At 67.7% G+C, this 16,855-nt stretch carries 16 protein-coding genes and 1 other RNA gene; 9 read left to right on the top strand and 8 right to left on the bottom strand.

From position 1 onward, the window contains the following. Positions 1 to 22: 22 nt before the first annotated feature. From ABD231_RS27575 to ABD231_RS27565, 3 genes are all read right to left on the bottom strand, one after another. On the bottom strand, positions 23 to 2,140 hold the full coding sequence (locus tag ABD231_RS27575) for an alpha-galactosidase (RefSeq protein WP_344158150.1): 2,118 nt from the start codon (positions 2,138 to 2,140) through the stop codon (positions 23 to 25). 127 nt (positions 2,141 to 2,267) lie between these two features. Continuing rightward, positions 2,268 to 3,026: a nucleotidyltransferase domain-containing protein gene (locus ABD231_RS27570; RefSeq protein ID WP_344158147.1), complete on the bottom strand. Its 759-nt coding sequence runs from the start codon at positions 3,024 to 3,026 to the stop codon at positions 2,268 to 2,270. Then, positions 3,016 to 3,933, bottom strand: a complete 918-nt coding sequence (locus ABD231_RS27565) for a nucleotidyltransferase domain-containing protein (protein ID WP_344158144.1) — start codon at positions 3,931 to 3,933, stop codon at positions 3,016 to 3,018. The genes ABD231_RS27570 and ABD231_RS27565 overlap by 11 nt, the downstream gene beginning before the upstream one ends. A 177-nt stretch (positions 3,934 to 4,110) precedes the next feature. Between ABD231_RS27565 and ABD231_RS27560 the strand changes: the two genes are divergently transcribed. From ABD231_RS27560 to ABD231_RS27535, 6 genes are all read left to right on the top strand, one after another. Then, positions 4,111 to 4,665, top strand: a complete 555-nt coding sequence (locus ABD231_RS27560) for an ArsR/SmtB family transcription factor (protein ID WP_344158141.1) — start codon at positions 4,111 to 4,113, stop codon at positions 4,663 to 4,665. Between the two features lie 112 nt (positions 4,666 to 4,777). After that, complete coding sequence (locus tag ABD231_RS27555; protein ID WP_344158137.1) at positions 4,778 to 5,461, top strand: SRPBCC family protein; 684 nt, start codon at positions 4,778 to 4,780, stop codon at positions 5,459 to 5,461. A 100-nt stretch (positions 5,462 to 5,561) separates the two neighbouring features. Further along, positions 5,562 to 6,764: an SGNH/GDSL hydrolase family protein gene (locus ABD231_RS27550; protein WP_344158134.1), complete on the top strand. Its 1,203-nt coding sequence runs from the start codon at positions 5,562 to 5,564 to the stop codon at positions 6,762 to 6,764. Between the two features lie 162 nt (positions 6,765 to 6,926). Further along, entirely contained in the window at positions 6,927 to 8,813 is a 1,887-nt protein-coding gene (locus ABD231_RS27545; protein ID WP_344158131.1) for an FHA domain-containing protein, read from the top strand. Between the two features lie 40 nt (positions 8,814 to 8,853). Next, entirely contained in the window at positions 8,854 to 9,282 is a 429-nt protein-coding gene (locus ABD231_RS27540; RefSeq protein ID WP_344158128.1) for a MarR family winged helix-turn-helix transcriptional regulator, read from the top strand. Beyond that, a complete protein-coding gene (locus tag ABD231_RS27535; RefSeq protein WP_344158125.1) occupies positions 9,275 to 10,486 on the top strand; it encodes an epoxide hydrolase family protein in 1,212 nt (403 codons plus the stop codon). Before ABD231_RS27540 ends, ABD231_RS27535 begins: the two co-directional genes overlap by 8 nt. On the opposite strand, the gene ABD231_RS27530 is transcribed toward ABD231_RS27535, so the two are convergent. Further along, entirely contained in the window at positions 10,483 to 11,226 is a 744-nt protein-coding gene (locus ABD231_RS27530) for a hypothetical protein (protein ID WP_344158123.1), read from the bottom strand. The genes ABD231_RS27535 and ABD231_RS27530 overlap by 4 nt on opposite strands. Positions 11,227 to 11,437: 211 nt before the next feature. On the opposite strand from ABD231_RS27530, the gene ABD231_RS27525 reads away from it, so the two are divergent. From ABD231_RS27525 to ABD231_RS27515, 3 genes are all read left to right on the top strand, one after another. Continuing rightward, a complete protein-coding gene (locus ABD231_RS27525) occupies positions 11,438 to 12,016 on the top strand; it encodes a Uma2 family endonuclease (RefSeq protein ID WP_344158120.1) in 579 nt (192 codons plus the stop codon). 64 nt (positions 12,017 to 12,080) lie between these two features. Next, positions 12,081 to 13,247, top strand: coding sequence for a serine hydrolase domain-containing protein (locus ABD231_RS27520; protein WP_344158117.1), 1,167 nt, complete (start codon positions 12,081 to 12,083; stop codon positions 13,245 to 13,247). Positions 13,248 to 13,330: 83 nt separating this feature from the next. After that, the gene (locus ABD231_RS27515; RefSeq protein ID WP_344158114.1) at positions 13,331 to 13,786 is read left to right on the top strand and encodes a hypothetical protein; all 456 of its coding nucleotides are present in this window, start codon (positions 13,331 to 13,333) and stop codon (positions 13,784 to 13,786) included. Positions 13,787 to 13,804: 18 nt separating this feature from the next. Here the strand turns inward: ABD231_RS27515 and ssrA are convergent. From ssrA to ABD231_RS27495, 4 genes are all read right to left on the bottom strand, one after another. Further along, positions 13,805 to 14,182, bottom strand: a transfer-messenger RNA (tmRNA) gene (gene ssrA, locus ABD231_RS27510). 85 nt (positions 14,183 to 14,267) lie between these two features. Then, positions 14,268 to 14,831, bottom strand: a complete 564-nt coding sequence (locus ABD231_RS27505) for a DUF1707 and DUF4870 domain-containing protein (protein WP_344158111.1) — start codon at positions 14,829 to 14,831, stop codon at positions 14,268 to 14,270. Between the two features lie 69 nt (positions 14,832 to 14,900). Next, entirely contained in the window at positions 14,901 to 15,380 is a 480-nt protein-coding gene (gene smpB / locus ABD231_RS27500; RefSeq protein WP_344158108.1) for an SsrA-binding protein SmpB, read from the bottom strand. Positions 15,381 to 15,401: 21 nt separating this feature from the next. Then, on the bottom strand, positions 15,402 to 16,835 hold the full coding sequence (locus ABD231_RS27495; protein WP_344158105.1) for a peptidoglycan DD-metalloendopeptidase family protein: 1,434 nt from the start codon (positions 16,833 to 16,835) through the stop codon (positions 15,402 to 15,404). Positions 16,836 to 16,855 lie beyond the last annotated feature (20 nt).

The raw sequence follows: 16,855 nt of genomic DNA, 5'->3' as shown, positions 1-16,855 counted from the left end.
CCTTCTTGGTACGGCAGGCGGATCAGTCGATCGCGGTCACGTCCAGCAAGAGCGCGTGCTCGGGCCACTGCACCGGAAGCTGTACGCCGGCCGCTGCGAGTGCGGCGCCGTTCAGCTCGACGGGTTCGGTCCAGGCTGGCAGGGAGCGGGGTTGCGGACCAGGGGTCACAATCCGGGTCACGCGGTAGGTGCGCTGCGGGTCGAGGCCCGGCAGCCGAACGCGGCCGACGGCCGAGGTGACGGATTGCGTCAGCTGAACGGCGGCGTACACAGCGCGGGAGGCGTCCTGGGCGACCACGCCATGCAGCAGGAAGTCGTTCGGACCACGGTCGGCGCGAACCACCCGGCCAGTGTGCAGCAGCGGCCGCAGTTCCTTGTGCAGCGCCACCCAGCCGGCGAGTTCGGCCCGCTCCTCCTTGGAGGCGAGCGTGATGTCCCACTCGATGCCGAAGTGCCCGAAGAGCGCGGTGATCGCACGGAACGACAGCGCCTGGGTGCGGCCGGTGGTGTGCGCCTTCGGCGGACCGACGTGGCAGCCGATGAGCTCCGGCGGCAGCAGCAGCTGCGTGTACCGCTGGATCGTCTGCCGCTCGAGCGCGTCGTTGCTGTCACTGCCCCAGACGCGGTCGGTGCGCTCCAGGATCCCGAGGTCGACCCGGGCGCCACCGGACGAGCAGGACTCGATCTCCAGACCGGGGTGGCGACGCTTCAGTTCGTCGATCAACCGGTACACGGCCAACGTCTGCTCGTGGATTCCCGCCGTACCGGTCAACTGGTTGCCGCCGTCAACGAAGTCGCGGTTGTGGTCCCACTTCAGGTACGCGATGTCGTATTCGGTCAGCAGACTGTCGAGCCGCTCGAGGATGTAGTCGTACGCAGCCGGTACGCCGAGATTCAGGCCCTGCTGGTGTCGCGCGGTCGGCGGGACCCGGTTGCCGGTGGCAAGAATCCAGTCCGGGTGCTCGCGGGCCAGATCCGAGTCGGGATTCACCATCTCGGGCTCGACCCACAGACCGAACTGCAGTCCGAGACCGCGCACGTGGTCGACCAGCGGATGCAGACCCTTCGGCCAGATCCCCTCGTCGACGTACCAGTCACCCAGTCCGGCGTGGTCGTCACGACGACCGCGGAACCAGCCGTCGTCCAGCACGAACCGCTCGGCGCCAACCTCGGCGGCCGCGTTCGCGAGACCCTTCAGCTTGTCCAGGTCGAGGTCGAAGTAGACGGCCTCCCAGGTGTTCAGTACGACGGGCCGGTCGGTCTGCGGGTGGTTCTCGCGGGACCGCAGGTGCTCGTGGAAGCGAGTCGAGATCCGGTCGAGACCGACGCCGTACGTGCCGTAGAGCCACGGGGTGCTGTAAGTGCCTTCCGGCGCCAGGCGACCCTCACCCGGAAGCAGCAGCTCGCCACCACCGATGACGGCGTACCCGCTCATCCCGCGCTCGGCGTACGAGCGGTGGTTGCCGCTCCACGCGGTGTGCACGGCCCAGATCTCGCCGTCCTGGAACCCGAAGCCCTCGGTCCCGGCGAGCAGCAACAGCGTCGCGTCGGCGCCGGTGCGCCCGCGGCGGTTGTCGCGGACGTGCGCGCCCTGCGTGAACGCGTGCCGCTGCGGGTGCCGCTCCCCGATGTGCCGCCCGGTCAGGTCGAGCAACTCAGTCGCCTCGGTCGGCACTGGCAACGCAAGAACAAGCCCATCAACCGTGTACGGCGTCGCGCCCGTGTTCGTGAGATCCGCCTTGACGCGGACCAGCCCGGAGTCGGTCAACTCGATGGTCAGGCGAATCGTCAGCCCAGCCTCGGTGTCGGCGGCATCAACGACGACCGTGTTGTCCGTCTGCGCGACGCTGGTGATCCGGAAGCTCGCCGAGAAGTCCTGTCCGTCCCGGTGCCCACTCAGCCCCGGCAGCCCGAACCACCCCGCCGAATACTCCGGCACGATCGCGATCGGCCGGTTCTCGTCCAGGCCGTTCCCGTCCTGAACCGCCCCCGCACCCCGCCGCAGTTCCAACAGTGCCCGCTCGCTCAGCTCGCCCAGATCCGCGCCCCAATGCAGCACGGACGGCAACGCCGGCCCTGAGCAGTCCAGCACCAAGCTGACCCCGGCAGCCCGCAGCTGCAGCACCTCAATGTTCGACACTGTTGATTCACTCTGCTTTCTGATTGATTTCAGGACGAAACTATTTACCTCGCCAGCCCCGTTGTCAATGCTTCACGAAGTGAAGTAAGTACCCTAAGCGTCCGCCAGGGTCTCTACAACGCTGCAATCAGCGCGAAAGCCGCGCGCGCACCAGCAACTCGTGCAGCCCGGCCTCAGCCGCCGCACTCTCCGGCAGCCGACTGGCCGCCTCGGCCTCATCCAGCCCCGCCTGCAGCGCATCGACGTCAGCGGTCAGCCTCTCGACCGACGGCCCCTCCAGCACACCGTGCTCCGCGTCGGCCTTCGCCGCCATCAAATCCGGCAGGTAGGCCGGCGCCCCGTCGAGCAACTCCCGCAGATCCGCCTGCACCACACCGGTCCGCATCAGATGGATCCCGGTCAGCAACACCCGGAACGTGTACAACAGCGGCTTCAGCTCACCGGTTCGGCCGAAGAACTCCCACTGCGTCTTCGCAAATCCGCGGTAGTGATGCGCATGCCACTTGGTGATACACCCGGCCGCCAACGCGACCAGCTCCTCGTGCTCCGGCGTACTCAACACGACAAGCGGCGACAGAACCTGCTCCAACACATAGCCGTTCCGCCGCAGCATCAGGCGGGCGAACTTCGCCAGGTCATGGGTGACGAGATCGACCTCGGCCTCGTTCTCGAACCAGGTCCGGTCCAGGGTCTCCGGCCCGGTCCGCAACCCGACCACCTCGGCGGCCGGGAGTACGTGCACGCCTCGCAGGTCGACGTCCGAGTCGCGGGACGGGAAGCCGTACAGGTGTGCGCCGGAGACTGTTGCGAAGAGCAAGGAGTAGGGCTGCTCCCCCATGATCTCGCGCAGCTCGGCGTAGTCGAGCGTCCTCATGTCACGCGTCATCGAGACTCCTCCTCCGGACCGATCGCAGCCAATCGTCCACCCGGGCCACGTCCGGTGTCGCGGGTAATACCGTCCGGCGGAGGGCGTCATCCAGCTCTCCGTGCAGTCCGAGGCGCCACTTCTCGACCTCGTCCCAGGGGAGTTCGCCGCGTTTGACGGCGAGGAGGCGCTCGCGGTTGGGGCCGACGTCGACGATCAGTTCGGCGTCGAGGAGGAGGGAGCGGGCTGACAGGAGGAGGCGGATGAGGTGCATGACGTGCTTCCACTTCGGAGCGCCGTCGCGGCGGAAGTCGGCTTCCAGTTTCTTGAACTGACTGAGCACGTAGCCGGAGTAGGTCTGGTACGCGAGCTGGGACAGGAAGGCCTCGCGCAACTCGACCAGCTCGGTGCCGAGCTCGGTCTGTTGCACGACGAGTGGCGAGTGGAGGACCTCGAGGAGGTTCGGGTTCGCCTTGAGCGCGAGCTCGCAGAAGCGCTCGACCTCCCAGGAGAACCACTCTGGCTCCGGCCCGTCCACATGCGTCGGCGGCTTCGCGAGAGACCAGAACGACTCGGTCGGGGCGACGTACACCCCGCGGGTGTCGGTGTCGGACGCGTCAGTGTCGAGCCCGAAAGCCCGCGACCCCACCACAGCCGCGAAGATCGTGTGGTCCCGGACCAGCCGATCGCCATCAGGCTGAGCCAGCTCGAGCGCCTCATCCTGGTACGCCGTCCGCAGGCTCAACTGGTCCCGCCGGGCCACCGTCTCCCGCCCATCCACGAGCCGAACCGCATACCGCCCGTCCGGCGTCACCCCGGCAACCCGCCCAGTCGCCCCACGCTGCGCCGTACCGCCCCGGTCGTCGGGCGCAGCAACCCGGATCACCACCTGAGTCCCCACCGGCAACTGCGGCCCCTCAACAGACATGCCGCCATCCTCCCCCAGCCCGGTTCCACCCCCGACCGACAGGACGTATACGCCTACTACCCCGCCTCCGCAGGCTCAGCCCGCACCCCTGAGGCGCCGAAATCGGGCAGACCTCCTGTCCTTCCGCAGATTGCCGACCTATTGACAGATTTTTCTGTCTAATGACAGATTGGTGGCATGCTGGTCGAGGAGCCGGAGAAGGTGCGGGTGGCGTTGTCGCCGATCCGGCGGCGGTTGCTGGAACTGCTCCGGGAGCCGTCGTCGGCGACTCAGCTCGCGGCCGCGCTGGAGTTGCCGCGGCAGCGAGTCGGCTACCACCTGCGTGAGCTGGAGAGGGCCGGGCTGGTGGAACTCGTGGAGGAGCGGCAGCGGCGCGGGTTCACCGAGCGGATCTTCCGCGCCGCGACCCTGGTGATCGATCCAGCCGTGATGGGCCAGGTGTTCACCGGGATCCAGGACCAGTACGCCGCCGAGCACCTGATCGATGTCGCCGCCGGAACCGTGCGGGACGTGGCCCGGATGCAGACCGCGGCCGAGGGCAAACGGCTCCTGACGTTCACCCTCGAAGCCGAGGCGCGATTCGCCGAACCCGGCGACGTCCACCGCTTCACCGATGCCTTGACCGACGCCGTCCGACAGGTCGTCGAGCAGTTCGACACCGAGGGCGGACGGCCCTATCGCCTGATCGCCGGCGGCCACCCGGCACCCCGTCGTACCGAAGGAGAGTCATGACTGTACACATTGCCACGCTCCGCGCGGCGGGTCCTGAGGCCTGGTTCCATTTCTTCCCTCGTCACTCCAGTCGCTGCGCTCCCTGCGCTCCTCAGTCCAGAAACGGGGCCTCATGACCGGGATCGTGGTGACGGTGGCAGCGCCCGTGGAAGCTGTCTGGGACGCGCTGCGGGACAAGGAGAAGATTCGGCACTGGCACGGCTGGGAGTACGAGGGGCCGCAGGGTGGTCTGGAGGAGGAGATCGACCTGATCTACTTCACCGAGACCTCCGAGGACGGGACCACGCTGACCCTCGGGAACGGCGACGAGTTCGTCGTCGAACCGGTCGAGGGCGGCAGCCGGATCACCCTCACCCGGGCGCCGAAGGGCGCGAACCCGGACTGGGATGCCTACTACGACGACGTCACCGAGGGCTGGATCACCTTCCTGCACCAGCTGCGGTTCGCGGTCGAACGCCATCCGGGCGAACCCCGCCGTACCTTGTTCTATTCGGGAAACGGCACGATCAACCCGATCACCGAACTCGGCATCCCGACCGACGTACTCGCCCTACCGGACGCCACCGTCAAAGCTGACACGTTCTACACCTCCGACCATCAGGTCGGCATCGAGGTAGATGCCTGGGGCAACGGCCTGCTGGTACTCAGCCACATCCCACCCGGCGACCTGAAGCCCGAGGGCGCGACCATGGCGGTGCTGTCCCTGTACGGCGACGTCGACCGCGACGAGGTGGATGCGCGCTGGCGCGCCTGGTGGCTGGAGCGGTATCCGAAGGGGCTGGAGATGTTCGACTGACGCAGGGGTGACAGTGCGCAAAGATGCCAGCACTCTCGGTCTGTTCTTCGCCGGTTACCTGTGAGTACATAAAGGTCCCTCCGGCAAGAGAGGACCCCCGGTGAAGAATCCGCCCAGTTCACTCCGGCTCGCCCTGATCCTTGCGCTCTCCATGACCGGGCTCTGCCTGGTCGCCGCCCCTGCCCAGGCCGACGGCCCCGGTACCGGCACCCCGTACGTCGTCACGCTCGGCGACTCCTACATCTCCGGCGAGGCCGGCCGCTGGGCCGGTAGCTCGAACAACTCCGAGGCGCCCGCCGACGCCCTCGGCGCCCACGCCTACCACGACAACGCGAGCGGTACCGCGGAAGCGATCCCGAAATGCCACCGCAGCCGCTCGGCCGAAGCGTTCATCGGTGGTGGCGTCGGCGCCCTCAACCTCTCGTGTTCCGGCGCGCGGACCACGACCGGGACCGGCGACGACTTCAAGCCCGGTATCGACTTCTACGACAACGGCGCCGGCCGGCTCGGTCAGGCGAAGGCGCTGCAGCAGTTCGCGACCAGCCACAACGTGCGGCAGGTCGCGGTCTCGATCGGCGGCAACGACTTCAACTTCGCGGCGATCGTCACGCAGTGTGTGCAGGACTTCCTGCTCTCACCGTCGTGGGCGCCGGACTACTGTCGCGATGATTCCTCTGTGGTCGCCAACTTCACCACCGCGAACGTGACCGCAGTCCGCGGCAAGATCGCGACCGCTCTGCAGAACGTCCGGACCGCGATGCGCAACGCCGGGTACGGCGACACTGCCTGGACCCTCGTCGTACAGACCTATCCGTCGCCGATTCCGAACGGGAGCGGCTTCCGCTACGGCCAGACCGGCTACAGCCGGCAGAGCGTCGGCGGCTGCGGCTTCTGGAGCGCCGACGCCGACTGGGCCAACAGCACCGCGCTGACCACCATCAACAGCACGGTCCGCGCGGCCATCACCCAGTCCGGCCTCGCGAACACCCGCTTGCTCGAACTCCAGTCCGCCTTCAACGGCCGCCGCCTCTGCGAGAAGACCGTCGGCCTGTACGAGGAGGTCGGCCTCACCTCCTGGACCCAACCCACCGCCGTCGACAAGACCGAGTGGGTCAACCAGATCCGTACGGTCACCACGGTCGGCTCGAACTACTACATCCAGGAATCGCTGCACCCCAACTATTGGGCCCAACTGGCGCTGCGCTCCTGCCTCCGCCAGACCTACACCCAAAACCGCGGCGGCACCTGCGCCATCACGGGCACCGGCCTGACGAACGGCGAGCCGCGGATGACACTTGGTTAGTTTCGGACTCAGGAGTCTCGGTACGGCGGCCTGACCCGCGAGGTCGCCGTACCTCCTTGGTGCACTAGTGTTGCGAGTCTCACCAGGGCGGGGGCCCTGGACCGAATGTAGGTAGGAAAGGCAGAATCGCGCCGACGGGGTCGGCTGCCGGGTGGGGTGTTGGTGGAAACGGAATTCGCGCTGTCGCTCGGCACGCAACGCTGGCCCCTGCCCTCCACGGCCACGGAGATCACCCTCGGCCGCGCCGCGAACGCCGACGTCCGCCTCCCCGCCGACGACCAGATCTCGCGCATCCACGCGCGCCTGGTCCGCACCGGCGCCGCCTGGGCCCTCCACGACGCCTCCCGCAACGGCACCGGCCTCAACGGCCGCCGCCTGACCGCCCCCACTGCGCTCACCAACAACGACCAAATCCACATCGGCCGCTCAGTCCTAACCTTCCACGCCACCCCAGCCGCCGCCTCACCCGAGCCCTCACAACCCTCCGCCCCCACCTCACCCGCGTCGCCGCAGCCCCCGGCGTCCGCCGCCTCACCCGCACCCCGGCAGCCTTCGGCCCCCGCCACCTCTGCCGCGACGCCGCCGCCTCCCGCCGCAACACCGCAGCCTCCCGCGACCGCCGCTTCGGGGACCCCGCAGCCGCCGGCAGCCGCCCCGCTCGGGACGCCGCCGGCCCCCGCCACCGCCCCCTCCCCGACACCGCAGCCGCCCGCATCGGACGCGCCCGCCACACCCGCCTCACCCGAGGCAGAGTCGACCGACGCGCGTTCCAGCACCCCGTCGGGTGCACCGGACGGACAGGCCGCCCACAGTCAACCGGGCGCCCCCAACACGTCGCCCACCCACCAACCACCTGCGGGTTCAGGTCCGGCCGCCCCCGAACCGAACCGCTGGAGCGAGCCCGACGACTCGGGCTTCCTGAACCCAGCGTCGACAACCCCACCACCTCCCGCACCGCCCAGGCCGCTCACCCCCCGCCCGGCACCCACAAGAGCCCCAGCAGACCCGCCCGTCTCGGACGCCTCCGCGCCCGCCGGTTCGCCGTTCGCCCCCAACACCCCGCAGCAGCCGGACGCCGCGCCGCGGAACGACCCGTACCCGGCGGACCGCGCGAGCATCAGCCAGCCGAACCCGGCGGACGCAAGCAACAGCGCGTCCTGGCCCGGCTACCCCTCGGCTGACTACCTCGAGTCGGCCCGCTCCCCGCTCACCGGCGGCGATCGCGCCCAGATCGCCCAACCCGACACCCCGCGCAACCCGTACCCCGCGCGCCCGGACCACCCCGACTATCCGGACGAACCGAGGAACACCCGCCCGACACCCCGTCCGGCGAACCGCCCAGAACGCCGTACCAGCGAGTCCGTCGAGGTAGGCCAGGTCCGCCTTGCCCGGGTCCTAGCGATCGCCGGTGCGATGCTGGCCGTCGGCCTCGTCATCAACCTGATCGCGACGTTCCTCGCCGACGGCCCGGGCGGTCTCCTCCGCTGGTTGATCGCGCCGACACTCGCACTCCTCGGCGCGATGACGTTCGCGATCCTCGACGCCGTCAGCCCCACCGAACGCGAACCGAGCCGGCTCGACGTCTCGGTCATCGTCGCGATCATCGCCGTACTGCTCGGTGTCGGCGTGGGCGGCTTCGCGATCACCTCCGGAGCCGAGTACGCGGCCGGCTACCTCACCGGCAACGAGTCCGGCGAGGACCGCCTGATCAAACCAGTCGGCAAAACCACCGCCGGTCTCACGATCACCGTCGACAACGTCACCAATACCAGCCACTTCACCCGGATCCGCCTCACCGTCAACAACAAGGGCAAGGACTCCGTCAGCCTCCCCCTCGACGGCAACGCGACCTTCACCAGCGCCGAGGGCAACTCGATCCGCGCCGACGGTTCCCGCAGCAACTGGCCCGACGAGTTCGCCGCCGGCGAATCCACCCAGGGCACCATCGTCTTCAAGGGCCACCTCCCCAAGGGCCAGAAGACCGCCGTCCTCACCCTCCGCGCCGGCGACCCCGCGATCGTGATCAGCAGCATCCCCCTCACCAACTAGCACCAAGTCAAAGAATATCGATTTTTGATATGTTCGCCTGATGACCGAGGTGGACACCGAACGCCTGACCCGGGTGATCGTGGACTTCAACACGATCTTCATCCGGCTCCCTTCCGTGCAGCGGTTCAACTTCTCCACGCTGTCGGTCCTGCACACCCTGTCCCGCAGCGGCCCATTGCGACTCACCGACCTGCTCGCGACCGAGCAGCTCAAACAACCCGCCCTGACCAGCCTCGTCGCGAAACTCGAGCAGGACGGCCTGGTACGACGTCGCCCGGATCCCGCCGACGGTCGCGCGATCCTCCTGTCGCTCACCCCAGCCGGCCAACGCGTCGTCCGCTCCCGCCACACCAACCGGGTCGCCAAACTGACCCAGCTCGTCGACCAGTTGACCGACGCCGAACGCGCCGTACTGGCCGGGTCGATCGACGTCCTCGCCCGCCTGACCGAGTTAGCCGAAGATGCCTGAGGCAACCATGCACCTGGAACCCGCGCCCATCCACGTCTCCGACGAAGTCCTCGACGACCTGCGCCGCCGCCTCCGATCAACCAAGTGGCCGCGAGACATCGGCAACGACGACGGGTTCTACGGCGTCCGCCGTACCGATCTGCAGGAACTCGTCGAATACTGGGCCGACGGCTACGACTGGCGGGCCGCCGAACGCGCGATCAATGCCTATGACAACTATCGCGTCGACGTGAGCGGCGTACCGGTGCACTTCCTGCACAAGCCCGGCGTCGGACCGGCACCGATCCCGCTGATCCTGAGCCACGGCTGGCCGTGGACGTTCTGGCACTGGTCGAAGGTGACCGACCAACTGGCCGACCCCGGCGCGTACGGCGGCGATCCAGCGGACGCGTTCGACGTCATCGTCCCGTCCCTGCCCGGCTTCGGGTTCTCGACCCCGACCAGCCCGGACATGAACTTCTGGAAGATCGCCGACGTCTGGCACGACCTGATGACCGGCATCCTCGGTCACCAGCAGTACGCCGCCGCCGGGTGCGACGTCGGCGCGCTGGTGACCGGTCAGCTCGGCCACAAGTACGCCGACGAGCTGCACGGCATCCACATCGGCTCCGGGTTGAAGCTGGACTTCTTCAACGGCGACCGCGCCTGGGACCTCACCGGCGGCAATCCCCTGCCCGACAACCTCCCACCCGCCATCCACGACGGCGTCATCGCCTTCGAACGTCGTTTCGCCGCCCACCTCGCCGCCCACGTCCTGCACCCGAGCACCCTCGGCTTCGGCCTCGCCGACTCCCCCGCCGGCATGCTCGCCTGGATCCTCGAACGCTGGCAGAGCTGGTCCGACGGCGACCCCTTCACCCCCGACGACATCCTCACCCACGCCACCATCTACTGGGCCGGCAACGCCATCGACACGTCGATCCGCACGTACGCCAACAACAACCGCTACCCCTGGACGCCGTCCCACGACCGCCAACCCGCGATCGAGGCACCCACCGGCATCACCTTCGTCGGCTACGAGAACCCACCCGGCATCACCACCCCCGAAGCCCGCGTCAACCACTTCCTCGCCAGCGACCGAGCCTCCTGGTACAACCACACCAACCTCACCGCGCACCCCCACGGCGGCCACTTCATCCCGTGGGAACTCCCCACCGAGTGGACCACCGACCTCCGAAGAACCTTCCGCCGACGCGAGTCCTAGCCGTTCTTCTTCGCGGCCTCGGCGAGTGCAGCATTGATCGGCGACATCACCGCGGTCGCGGCAGCCATCGCCTTCTTGAGCGACTGCCCGGCCGCGATCGCATCATCGAACGCCTTGCCTGCGGCGGCCCGCTCGTCGACAGTCTGCGCGTTGAAGCGAAGCATCCAGATCGCCTGTCGCAGTACCTCCTGGCGGGTCGCCGCGTCCTGGGTCTTCATCTCCCGCAGCAGGTTCTCGTACTGAGCTGCAGTGAAGGGCTCCTTCCAGTTCGGATGCGCCTTCTCCCACTGCTCCCACGTCACCTTGACCCACGTGCGCGGCCCGTCGTCCGCGCCGTTCGAGGCAAGGCCGTTACGGCCGTTCCTGTACGCCGTGACCTGGTCACGCGCATCGTCCGACAGATCCCGGTCCCCGATCGCGATCGCGTGCACGTGCCACGCCCAACGCCGACTCGACTGGGACGGATCGCGGATCCAGGCCGCGAAACCGACCTGCCGGGCCGAGTCGCGAACGAGTTCCCGCCTGCTCTTCGGGAACAGCACTTCCGTCTTGCGGTCCTTGAGCGAGATATCCACCGCCCCACCGCCGTCATGAGTGCCCGCCGACGCTTGGACCCCACCCGCGTTGTAAGAGCCCTGGGTGAGCTCGAACCTCAACCCACTGATCGACTCGGCAGCCTCGATCATGTCGATGGTGCGTTGGTTGAGGCTCACACCTCGATACTCGAGGATCTTCGGCATCAGCTGACCCCACTCCCTCACCGACGGACGGCACCACGCTACGGTCGCCTCCGCGGATCAGCAGGTCACCAAGTCGAGGCGCTCCTCTTCAGCCCCACCACCCAGCCCCTTCGGGCAGCTCGGGCGTCGACATCCGCCGTTCCGGCCCTTCAGCTGGCAACTCAGGTGACGACGCGCCTGGAACAATGGCCCCGGAGATGAGGAGGAGACAATGACAGCAGTCCCGCTGCCGCCCGCCCATCTGCTCACTGTGGGTGAGTACGCCGCGCTCGGCGAAGACGACACCGGCCGCTCCGAGCTGATGGAGGGCAATCTCGTGCTCTCGCCGAACCCAAGCCCGGATCACAAGATGGCTGCGCTGCGGATCGCTCTGCAATTGATGCCGCAACTGTCCTCGGATCTCGAGGTCATCACGGACGTGGACATCGACCTCGAGCTCGCTCCAGCGGACCAACCCGGCTTCTCGCGCAGACCTGACGTTATCGTCGTGCGACGCACCGCCCGACCACGTGTGCGGACCGAGGGCGGACTGATCCGGGCCTCGGAAGTGCTCATCGTGGTCGAGATCGTCTCCCCGGGATCGCGTCGTACCGACAACGTGGTGAAACGGGCCGAGTACGCCGACGCGGGGATCCCGTACTACTGGATCGTCGACATTCAGGACCCGGTCTCGCTGCTGGCCTGTCATCTGACCGACAAGTTCGGCTATCTCGACGACCAGGTCGTTGGCGGCACCTTCGCCAGCACCGCCCCGATGGCCATCACCCTCGACCTCGGGGACCTCCGCTAGCTCTCTGGCCTGGTGTCAGGACGGTGTCAGTGCGGCGTCTGCGGGGCTCGCGATGGTTGTCGACATGAACAGTCGAGTGAAGAGATTGCTAGTCGCGGCAGTGTCGATGGCAGTGCTGGCCGGTACGGCGGCGCCGGGCGCGGCGAGCGCCGTACCGGCTGCGCGGCCGGAGGTGCAGGCTGCGATGCAGGGGTTTGTCGACGCCGGGTTCGGTGGCGTTCAGGTGCGGGTTCACGACAAGCAGGGTGAGTGGGTCGGTAGCGCCGGCGTGCGGAAGCTCGGGTCGTCGGCGAAGCCGCCGACGGACGGGTCGTTCTGGGTCGGCAGCGTCACCAAGACCGTCACCGCAACCGTCGTCCTGCAGCTCGTGGCTGAGGGCAAGGTCAAGCTGGATGCTCCAGTGGCCGGCTACCTGCCGCGACTCGGCCTGGACCGGCGGATCACCACGCGGATGCTGTTGCAGCACACCAGCGGGTTGTTCGCGTACACCGGCGAGTACTACGACGACGGCACAGTCGTCCCCGGCATCCCCGTCGTCGGTCAAGAGTGGGTCGACAACCGCTTCCGCCGCTACACCCCCGAAGAGCTCGTCCGCTTCGCCCTCTCCAAGCCGGCGCGTTTCGCCCCCGGCACCGACCAGAACTACTCCAACACCAACTACACCGTCGCCCTGCTCCTGATCGAAAAGGTCACCGGCCACTCGTACGCCGACGAGGTCGGCCGCCGGATCATCCGCCCACTCGGGTTGACCGGAACCGTCGTACCGGGCAACCGCACGCAGCTCCCCGGCCCGCACGCCCACGGCTACTACCGCTACACCGACAAGGGCGAGACCAAGGTGGTCGACGTCAGCCGCATGAACCTCTCCCTGCTGGCCGGCGCAGGCGACATGATCTCCACGACCAAGGATCTCCGCACCTTCATCTCCGCCCTGATGAGCGGCAAACTCCTCCCCGCCCCACTCCTGGCCCAGATGCGCGACCCGCACGGCAAACTCGGCTACGGCCTCGGCCTCTTCGTCCAGGACCTCGGCCCCACCTGCGGCGGCATCGTCTACCAGCACAACGGCAGCCCGCCCGCCGGCTACGGCGCCATCATGTACAGCTCCCCCGACGGCACCAAAACCCTGACCGCCTCCGTCACCATGGGCGACCAGGACATCAACCCCGCCACCGAGTTCCCGAAGGCCCTCACCAAACTCCTCACCGCCACCTTCTGCACCACCTCGTAAACACAACAAAGGCCGGCCCCCACGAGGGGGCCGGCTCAGCCATACTTGCCAGCATGTCGGGTCGCGATGCAGGAGACCTCCGAGTGACCGTCCGCTGGCTGCCGGAAGGCATCCACCTGATCACCGTGACCGGCAGGGTCGACATCGGCAACGGGCGGATCCTGAACCAGGTACTCGGCAACGTTTCGGGTCGCCGCGGCGCCCGCATGATCGTGGACCTCAATGGTGTGACCGGGGAGCTGGTGCCCGTGATGCTCCATGTGGTGTTCAACCTGCAGGGGATCCGCCGCCGCCACGACGATCTGGTGGTGGTGTGCACTGTGGCACGACTGCTTCGATTCTTCGAGACTTCCAGTCCGACGGCGATCCTCGGCATCGTGCCGAACCTGCGCCAGGCCCGAAGGCTGCTGGCAGGCGCAAAAGCCCCGGCACCGTCGATCGGCCCGAAGACCACCGCGGTCGCCGCCACCGCGCTCGGCCTCATCGCCGCCGGACTCATCTGGCACCAACGCAAAATCCGCAGACCAGAGGTTCTCTGATCTGCGGATTCACGACGGGGGTGGAGGTGGCGGGAATCGAACCCGCGTCCTTCAGCGTTGCCTCAAGGCTTCTCCGAGCGCAGTCTGTTAAGGCGTTTTCTCAGTCCCAGCGCTCAAACAGACATGTCGCTGACAGACTCAGTCACTGTAAATGTCCCGTGCTAACCCCGTGACCGGGCTAACAAAGCAAGCTCCCTAGCTGAGGCCAGGAACCGGGCCGGAAGCACTCCCGGGCTGACCGCTACTTTAAGTTCTCAGGCCGTCAGGCGGCGAGAGAGTAGCTACTGCGCGATGTATTGGCAGTTATTGTTTTCCAGAGATCGTTTACGAGATAACCCTGGATCCTCGGCTCGCTTCCCTTGACACTAACGTCCAAAGTCGAAACCGTTCACCCCCTGTTGAGTTGTCAAACTCCCACCCAGACCTCGGGTGGAAGATCCACACTATCAAGTCCAACAAGCTGCTCGCACCTGGGATTCCCCTACTTGATCAGGCGCAGGGTGAAGGGGTAGCGGAAGTTGGAGCCGGCCGCCGTGGCGATGCCGCCGACGCCGGTCAGGATGAACCACATCACGCCGAGGATCGGGAACGCGAAGCCCAGGAACGAGCCGACCACGCCGGTCAGGATGCCCAGTACGGCGAACGCCATGAACGCGGTCAGCTGGAAGTTCAGCGCTTCCACGGCATGCCGTCGTACGGCGGGGTTCTTCTGGCCCGAGGTCGCGACGACCAGGGCGGGGCCGACGAAGAAAGTCGGGTAGCCGAGCCAGTGGGCGACCGTGCCCATGCCGCGGCCGTCGCTGGTGTTGTAGCGCTGGAGCGGCGCCGGGCGGCTGAAGGCGGCCGGGACGTACGTCGGGACCGGGCGCGCCATCAGGCCGTCGAACGTGCTGTTCAGCTCGGCGCGCGTCTGCGACTTCAACGCCAGCTCGAGGCGGGTGTCGAACTCGAACTTGTCGACCCGGCCATCGGCGTACATTTCCTGAAGAATTTCGACGGCGCGATCCCGCTGTTCGGTCGTCACCCGCAGCTCTGAAGTGGACATGCATCCACTGTCTCCGCCCGGCGGCCTCCACCCCATCGGGTGCGCCCCGGACACACCCCTGAGGGGACCCTAGTCGCGGCGGCGGGTGCGGTCGGACAGGGCGCGCTGGGCCTCGCGGCTCGCCTGGCGTTCGGCGAGGGCGTGCCGCTTGTCGTAGTCCTTCTTACCGCGGGCGGTGGCCAGCTCGACCTTGGCGTAACCGTCCTTGAAGTACAGCGACAGCGGGATCAGCGAGACGCCCTGCTGCTCGACGGCCTTCACCATTTTCGCCATCTCGTCCTTGTGCAGGAGGAGTTTGCGCGTACGGCGGGGTTCGTGGTTGGTCCACGTGCCGTGCTTGTACTCCGGAATGTGCATTCCCTGCAGCCACAGTTCGTTACCGCGGACAGCGGCGAACGCGTCGACGAGGGAGGCCCGGCCCTGCCGCAGGGACTTCACCTCGGTCCCCGTCAACACCAGGCCGGCCTCCACGACGTCCTCAATGTGGTAGTCGTGTCGCGCCTTCCGGTTCTGCGCGATCGGCTTCTGCTGGCCGGTCTGTTTCACCATCCGACCAGTATCTCAGACGGGCTAGAGCCACTTCATCGGATTAACCACCCGGCCGTCCTGGTACACCATGAAGTGCAGGTGACAACCGGTCGAGTACCCCGTCGTACCGACGTACCCGATGATCTCGCCGCGGGTGACGCGTTCGCCGACGCGCGCCTTGTAGCGGGACAGGTGGTTGTAGACGGTGGTGACGGACGAGCCGCCGATCACTCCGTGTGAAATGAACAGCCGGTTCCCGTAGCCGCCGTTGTAGTACTTGTCGGTCACCCGACCACTGGCCGCGGCGCGGATCGGCGTACCGCAGGCGCCACCGAAGTCGGTGCCGTCGTGCAGCTTCCAGTAGTGCAGGATCGGATGGAACCGCATCCCGAACGGCGACGTGATGTAGCTGTCGATCGGCCTGCTCAGCCGGCCGCCATTGTCCTCGGGATCGTTCGGTACTGGGCGCGGCGGCCGACCCTCGCGGCGGGCCTTGTCGCGCTCGGCCTTCTCCCGGGCGGCCCGGCGACGCTCGGCCGCAGCCTTCTCGGCGCGAGCCCGGGCGATCAGGAGCTGCTCGACCCGGTTGCGCTCGGCAAGCAGTGCGTTGTACTGCGTCTGCTCGGCGATCTTCTCGCGTTCCGCCCGCTTGTAGAGGACGAGCTTCTCCTTCGTGACCGCCTCGGCCTCGGCCTTGTCGGCAGCGACCTGCCGGGTCAGCTCGGTCACTTCCTTGACCGTCTTGGCTGACTCGGCCCGCGCAGCCTCGGCGGACTGCTCGGCAGCGGCGACCTTGACCTGCCGACTGGCGAGCTGCGCCTGCGCGTTGTTCAGGTTCGTGATCGCGTTGCTCTGGATGCCGAACACGTTCCGCTGCACCTGGATGCCGGTGGCAACATCTGCCGGCGACGCGCCTTGCAGTGCAATGCTCAGCCCGACCAGACTGTTCTGTTGCTGGTACGCCGAACGTACGGCGCGACCGGCCAATGCGCGCTTCTCCGCGAGTGCCCGCTGCCCGGCTTCGACATCGGCCACCGCTTGACGCAGTGCTCGCTCGGCGCGCGCGAGCTTGCCCGCGGCAACGAGATCGGCGGCTTTGGCGGCCGCGAGCCGGCCCTGAGCCGCGGCGTACCGGGTCTGGACGACCTTCAGCTTCGCGTCGGCCTTGGTGTAAGCCGTGACCGACTTGCCGAGCTGGTCGGAAGCCTCGGCCAGTTCGGCCTTGGACTTGCCGAGCTGGGCGTCGAGTTCCTTCTTCTTCTGGGCTGGATCGGGCGGATCCGCCTGGGCAGACGGAACCGCCGCCAGGACTCCGGCGGACAGGGACAGGACAAGGCAGCATGCGGCAACGACCGTCTGCCGCGCCTGCGGTCTCGTGCGGGACCGCGGGCGCGGTGTGGCCGAGGTGCCGGTGCTGTCGTCTCGCTGGATGCTCGCCCGCTTACGCGGGTCTGCACCGGGGAAGTGCGGGACCACAGGTCGACCCCTTGCGTCTT

The sequence above is a fragment of the Kribbella yunnanensis genome (assembly GCF_039529655.1).
Lineage (GTDB): Bacteria > Actinomycetota > Actinomycetes > Propionibacteriales > Kribbellaceae > Kribbella > Kribbella yunnanensis.
Note: the sequence above shows the minus strand (reverse complement) of the source record. Positions and strands in the feature narration are given on the sequence as shown.